The organism is Mesorhizobium sp. M7A.F.Ca.US.006.04.2.1 (assembly GCF_004022915.1).
Lineage (GTDB): Bacteria > Pseudomonadota > Alphaproteobacteria > Rhizobiales > Rhizobiaceae > Mesorhizobium > Mesorhizobium ciceri.
Window position 1 is genome coordinate 1 of record NZ_RZQA01000369.1, and the last position, 5,924, is coordinate 5,924.

Sequence of the window (5,924 nt, forward strand, 5' to 3'; positions counted from 1 at the left end):
GTCCTTCTTCTGGGCCATCGGCATGAATTTCTTCATGGAAGTCGCCAAGCTGCGGGCCGCGCGCCTGTTGTGGGCGACCCTGATGCAGAAGAATTTTTCGCCCAAGGACGAGCGCTCGTTGTCGCTGCGCACCCATTGCCAGACTTCTGGCTGGTCGCTGACGGCGCAGGATCCCTACAACAACATTGTCCGCACCATGATCGAGGCAATGGCTGCAACGCAGGGCCACACCCAATCGCTGCACACCAATTCCTTCGACGAGGCGATGGCGCTGCCGACCGACCATTCGGCGCGGATCGCCCGCAACACCCAGCTCATCCTGCAAAAGGAATCCGGCACCACGCGCATCATCGACCCGTGGGGCGGTTCGGCCTATCTTGAACGGCTGACGCATGATCTGGCGGCGCGCGCGCTTGCCCATATCGAGGAGGTCGAGGCGCTCGGCGGCATGGCGGCGGCGACCGAACAGGGCATTCCCAAGCTGCGCATCGAGGAAGCTGCCGCGCGCACGCAGGCGCGGATCGATTCCGGCGAGCAGATGCTGGTCGGCGTCAACGCCCATCGGCCCGAGACCGACATCGAGGTCGACGTGCTGAAGATCGACAATGCCGAGGTCAGGGCCCGGCAATTGTCGAAGCTGCAACGGCTGAAGGGCACGCGCGACGTCGCCGCCGTCGAAAGCGCACTCGATGCGCTGACCCGTGCCGCGCAAGGCAATGAAAACCTGCTGGAATTCGCCATCCGAGCCGCGCGCGCCAATGCAACGGTCGGCGAGATTTCATTCGCGTTGGAAAGGGCGTTTGGGCGCCACGTCGCTACGGTGCAGACCATTTCCGGCATCTATCGCAAGGCGCTTGGCGATCATCCCGTGGTCGACGGGCTGCAGGACAAGCTTGACGCCTTCGAGAAGAAGACCGGCGGCAAGCCGCGCATTCTCGTCGCCAAGATGGGCCAGGACGGCCACGACCGTGGCCAGAAGGTCATCGCTACGGCCTTCGCCGATCTCGGCTTCGACGTCACCGTCGGCGCGATGTTCCAGACACCGGATGAGATCGCCAGGCTGGCGGTCGCACAGGACGTCCACATCGTCGGCGCCTCGTCGCTGGCGGCGGGACATCTGACGCTGATCCCCGAACTGCGCGACGCGCTGAAGAAGCTCGGTCGCGGCGACATGCTGATCGTGGCCGGCGGCGTCATCCCACCGCAGGACTATGACGCGGTGCGGCAAGCCGGCGCTGCCGAGATCTTCCCGCCGGGCACAGTCATTCCAGAGGCAGCGGATCGCCTGCTGGACCGGCTGCTGGCCACGGACTAGGACTGCTGCATCTCTGAAAAGGTTGTGCTAGACTGACACTGCAACCAAGGTGCGGTAACCGTGAAGACGACCATCCACAAGCTCGACGACGGATCAGATGCCCTGATCTTGCCACGGGAATGCTGGACAGCTTGAATCTGCAATCGGGCGATCAGCTCCAGATCATCGAAACTGATCACGGCATCATTTTAAGACCGGTGGCCGACAGGTTCGAACGGCAGATGAAGGCCGCGCGCGAGGTCATGGACAAATATCGGGTCGGGCTTCAGAAACTCGCCAAATGACGCGCCAATCAGTGCGGCGGATTTGAGACGTCCTAGCTCTCGGAGAGCTTGACGATTTCCCATTCCTTGCCGTTGACGCTGGCCAAGTCGCCGATCTTCTTGCCGAACAGGGCGACAGCCATTGGCGAAACATGCGAAATGCTGCCCTTGGTGGGATCAGCCTCGTCCTCGCCGACGATCTTCCAATGCACCTTCTTGCCGTCATCGCTCTCGATCGTGACGCCCATGCCGAAGCGCACAACGTCACTGCCCGGCTCCGGCACCGAGAGTTCGGCGCTTTCGCGCCGGGCGGTCCAGTAACGCAGATCGCGCGACACGACCGCTATGCGCTCGCGGTCGGCTTTGCGTTCGGCCTTCGCCAGTATGTCGCGCAGATCGGCCAGATTTTCCTCGATCTGCGCCAGGCCGCGTTCCGTCACCAGATTGCGATGCTGGCTGACCGGCCGCTCACCGACACCGGCGATGGCATTTTCGCTGTCTTCCTCGCGGGTGAAAGCTCTGCTCATTTCCTGAACTTAGGCCCGCAGAGGCTGCTCGACAAGCCATTGTCGTTTCCGTCCAGAGGAGAGGCAAACCGTCTGGCACGATTCCTGCGACGCCAAGGTTGAACGCTGGGATTCTGTGCCGATGTTGAACAGACGAACGCTGCTGACTGGAACCGCCGGCTTTGCCGTCATGGGCCTTGCGCTCGGCAAGGCGGTAGCCGCAAGCTTGAGCGGCATCGAGAAAGCCTCGATGCGCGGCTCGATCAATGCCACCGAACTCGGCGTGCAGCCCGGCACATCAGACGATCAGAGCAAGGCCTTCGCCAAACTGCTGCGTGACGCAAACAGCCGCGACATGCCGGTGTTCCTGCCGCCCGGCACCTATGTCGTCTCCAATCTTTCGCTGCCCGGCCGCGTACGTCTTTCCGGCGTGCCGGGCGCGACGCGCATCGTTTACGGCGGTGACGGCCACCTGTTCATGGCCGAACAGGCCGACCATATCGAACTTAGCGGACTGGTCTTCGATGGTGCGAACCGCGCGATGGGCGATTACACGCAAGGGCTGCTCGATCTGCGCCGTGTCGCGCACCTCGCCATCGACAATTGCCAGATCACCGGCAGCGGCAAGAACGGGCTGGCGCTGGAACACGCGATCGGCCGGATCGAGCGCTGTGAGATATCGGGCGCCGCCGATGCCGGCATCTATTCGGTCGAAGCCGGCGGGCTGGCCATCACGGGCAACACCGTTTCCGACTGCGCCAATGGCGGCATCCTCGTACACCGCTGGCAGGTGGCCGAAGACGGCACCATGGTCACCGGCAACCGCGTCCAAGGGATCCAGGCACGCAGCGGCGGAACCGGGCAGAACGGCAACGGCATCAATGCCTTTCGCGCCGGCAATGTCGTCATCTCGGGCAACATCGTCTCGGACTGCGTCTTCTCGGCCATCCGCGCCAACAGCGCCAGCAACCTGCAGATATCGGGCAACACCTGCTCGCGCTCTGGCGAAACGGCGATCTATTCCGAGTTCTCGTTCGAAGGCGCCATCATCAGCAACAACATCGTCGACGGCGCCGCCAACGGCATCTCGATCGTCAATTTCAACGAAGGCGGCCGCATGGGCGTCTGTTCCGGCAACATCGTGCGCAATCTGTCGACCAGCGGCCCCTACCCCGCCGACTCGCCGGGATTTGGCGTCGGCATCGGCGTTGAGGCCGACACCACCGTTTCCAACAATGTCATCGAGAACGCGCCACTCTATGGCATGCAGATCGGCTGGGGCCCGTACCTGCGCAATGTCGTCGCCACCGGCAACATCATCCGCAAGGCAGGAACCGGGATCGTCGTATCCGTGGTCGAGGGCGCCGGTACGGCCGTCATTTCAGACAATGTCATCGACGGCGCGCTGAACGGTGCGGTTGTCGGCCAGCGCTGGGCGGAGCCCGCGACAGGCGATCTCGCCTCGTCAAACGGTAGCGGCTACGCGCATCTGACCGTCGAGCGCAATCACGTCACTTGAGAGTTGCCGTCGGCCTCAGCGCTCCGACTTTGGCACCGTTGCGATTTTCAATGGGCGCGTTTGCCAATTCGAGCAGCTTCGCCGCCAAGGCCTCGTCGGCACGCAACAGTTTGGCAAGGACGGCGGCAACCATGGCTTCGCCGGCGCGGCCGGCGCCATCATCGCATTTGAGTGCGATGCCGAGGCCAAGTTCCGGAATTGCGGCACAATGGACGCCTTCGGCGCCGCCCTTCGTGAAAATCCGCCCTGGTGCGGCCTCCATCAACGCGACGTCTTCGCGGCCGCTGCCGGAAACGAAGAAGGGCTCGGCCATGCAGGCGGAAAGCAGCCGCTTTGCAGCCTTGGCTCGCTCTGGGCCAAAACCTGATGTCGTGGCCATGCGGGCAAAGCCGAGCGCGAAGCTCCTGAGCGGCACCGCGTAGGTCGGGATCGAACAGCCGTCGATGGCACGCTGGTCCTCACCATGGACAGCGCCCGTCACCGACTGCATGGCGTCGCGCACCATGTCCTGCAGGCCGTGTCCCGGCTTGACATAGCCGCGATGCGCAATGCCGGCGTGGACGCAGGTGCAGAGGAAGCCGGAATGTTTGCCCGAACAATTGTTGTGCAAGGCGTTCGGCGAGCCGCCGGCGCGGGCGAGCGCAATCTCGGCGTCATGATTGGACGGCCAATGCGTGCCGCATTCGAGCGCCGATCCGTCCAGCCCAGCCTTGGCCAGCATGGATCGCGCAAGGTCGACATGTGCCGGCTCGCCCGAGTGGGAGGCGCAGGCGAGCGCCAGTTCGCGGTTGCCGAAACCATAGGCATCCGCCGCCCCGCTTTCGACCAACGGCAAGGCCTGGATCGCCTTGACCGCCGAGCGCGGAAACACCGGCTTGGCCGTATCGCCGATCTCCCACACGGGCTTGCCGTCGCCATCGAAGACCGCGACTGAGCCGCGATGCGCGCTCTCGACGATCGCGCCGCGCAAGACTTCGATCAGAACCGGATTTGTCATGTCACCTTCCGCAAATGCGGGCGGTTTATCTGATCCGGTCGAGAATGGAAACGTAGTTGGCGACCGCCGCACCGCCCATATTGAAGATGCCGCCCAGTTTTGCGCCCGGCACCTGGATGCCGCCGGCCTCACCGACAAGCTGCATGGCGGTCAAGACATGCATGGACACGCCAGTGGCGCCGATCGGATGGCCCTTGGCCTTCAGCCCGCCGGATGGATTGACCGGCAGGCGACCATCCTTGGCCGTTGTGCCGTCCAACGCCAGCTTCGCCCCCTCTCCCGGCTTGGCAAGGCCCATCGCCTCGTACTCGATCAGTTCGGCAATGGTGAAGCAGTCATGCGTTTCGACGAAGGACAGATCGTCGAGCGTCACGCCGGCCGATTTCAGCGCCCGGTTCCAGGCCTGCTCGCAGCCTTCGAAGGTCAGAATGTCGCGCTTCGACATCGGCAGGAAATCCTGCACATGTTCGTTGGCGCGGAAGGCAACGGCACGGCGCATCTTCAGCGCCGTGGCGGTGTCGGCAAGGATAAGGGCGGCGGCGCCGTCGGAGACCAGCGAGCAGTCGGTGCGCTTCAGAGGACCGGCAACGAAGGGGTTCTTCTCGCTCTCCTGGCGGCAGAACTCATAGCCGAAATCCTTGCGCATCTGCGCATAGGGATTGTCGACGCCGTTCTTGTGGTTCTTGGCGGCAATCATGGCCAGCGCATCCGACTGATCGCCATAACGCTGGAAATAGGCCTGCGCGATCTTGCCGAAGACGCCGGCGAAACCCGCCGGTGTCTCGCCGTCCTCGGGCAGATAGGACGCCTTGAGCAGGTTTTTGCCGATCTCCGGCCCCGGCGTCGTCGTCATCTGCTCCGCGCCGACCACCAGCACGATGCGAGCGGCATTCGCGTCAATGGCGCGGATGCCCTGGCGGACCGCCGCCGATCCGGTGGCGCAAGCGTTCTCGACACGCGTCGCCGGCTTGAAGCGCAGCCGGTCGTCGGCCTGAAGCACCAGACTGGCGGTGAAATCCTGCGCCGAAAAACCGGCGTTGAAGTGGCCGAGCACGATCTCGTCGACCTCGTCGGGACCGATGCCGGCATGGTCGAGCGCGTCCGTTGCCACCTTGACGATGAGGTTTTCGAGCGTTTCGCCCTCAAGCTTGCCGAAGCGCGAATGCGCCCATCCGACGATGCATGCGGTCATGGCGGTCTCCATCCTTGGCGCCGGCCTGGCATGTCGGCTCACGGCGCATTTCGCATCTATTGTTCAAAGATAAACAATCGTGCCGGTTTCGTGAAGGGCTGGAGGCCTACAATCGCTTGGTAGAGCCGAGAT

The 5,924-nt window shown here is 63.6% G+C and carries 6 protein-coding genes; 3 read left to right on the forward strand and 3 right to left on the reverse strand.

Annotated features, from left to right (window positions below; genetic code table 11):
• Positions 1-1,315: methylmalonyl-CoA mutase family protein (locus EN925_RS19655; protein ID WP_206632861.1), on the forward strand; the 1,315-nt coding region annotated here is incomplete at its 5' end.
• A 131-nt stretch (positions 1,316-1,446) separates the two neighbouring features.
• Positions 1,447-1,599: a hypothetical protein gene (locus EN925_RS19660; protein ID WP_244514279.1), complete on the forward strand. Its 153-nt coding sequence runs from the start codon at positions 1,447-1,449 to the stop codon at positions 1,597-1,599.
• A gap of 32 nt (positions 1,600-1,631) precedes the next feature.
• Here the strand turns inward: EN925_RS19660 and greA are convergent, their stop codons facing one another.
• Positions 1,632-2,105 (reverse strand): transcription elongation factor GreA, encoded by a 474-nt coding sequence (gene greA / locus EN925_RS19665; protein WP_013532674.1) that lies wholly within the window; start codon positions 2,103-2,105, stop codon positions 1,632-1,634.
• Between the two features lie 121 nt (positions 2,106-2,226).
• Between greA and EN925_RS19670 the strand changes: the two genes are divergently transcribed.
• A complete protein-coding gene (locus EN925_RS19670) occupies positions 2,227-3,603 on the forward strand; it encodes a TIGR03808 family TAT-translocated repetitive protein (RefSeq protein ID WP_127366669.1) in 1,377 nt (458 codons plus the stop codon).
• On the opposite strand, the gene EN925_RS19675 is transcribed toward EN925_RS19670, so the two are convergent.
• Entirely contained in the window at positions 3,596-4,600 is a 1,005-nt protein-coding gene (locus EN925_RS19675; RefSeq protein WP_127366668.1) for an asparaginase, read from the reverse strand. The two genes, EN925_RS19670 and EN925_RS19675, sit on opposite strands and share 8 nt — an antisense overlap.
• A gap of 25 nt (positions 4,601-4,625) precedes the next feature.
• Complete coding sequence (locus tag EN925_RS19680; protein ID WP_027162994.1) at positions 4,626-5,792, reverse strand: acetyl-CoA acetyltransferase; 1,167 nt, start codon at positions 5,790-5,792, stop codon at positions 4,626-4,628.
• Positions 5,793-5,924 lie beyond the last annotated feature (132 nt).

What these genes read in the sequence shown, in the direction of transcription:
- greA (WP_013532674.1), bottom strand. Translation starts at nt 2,105, where the DNA reads ATGAGCAGAGCTTTCACCCGCGAGGAAGACAGCGAAAATGCCATCGCC.
- EN925_RS19670 (WP_127366669.1), top strand. Translation starts at nt 2,227, where the DNA reads ATGTTGAACAGACGAACGCTGCTGACTGGAACCGCCGGCTTTGCCGTC.
- EN925_RS19675 (WP_127366668.1), bottom strand. Translation starts at nt 4,600, where the DNA reads ATGACAAATCCGGTTCTGATCGAAGTCTTGCGCGGCGCGATCGTCGAG.
- EN925_RS19680 (WP_027162994.1), bottom strand. Translation starts at nt 5,792, where the DNA reads ATGACCGCATGCATCGTCGGATGGGCGCATTCGCGCTTCGGCAAGCTT.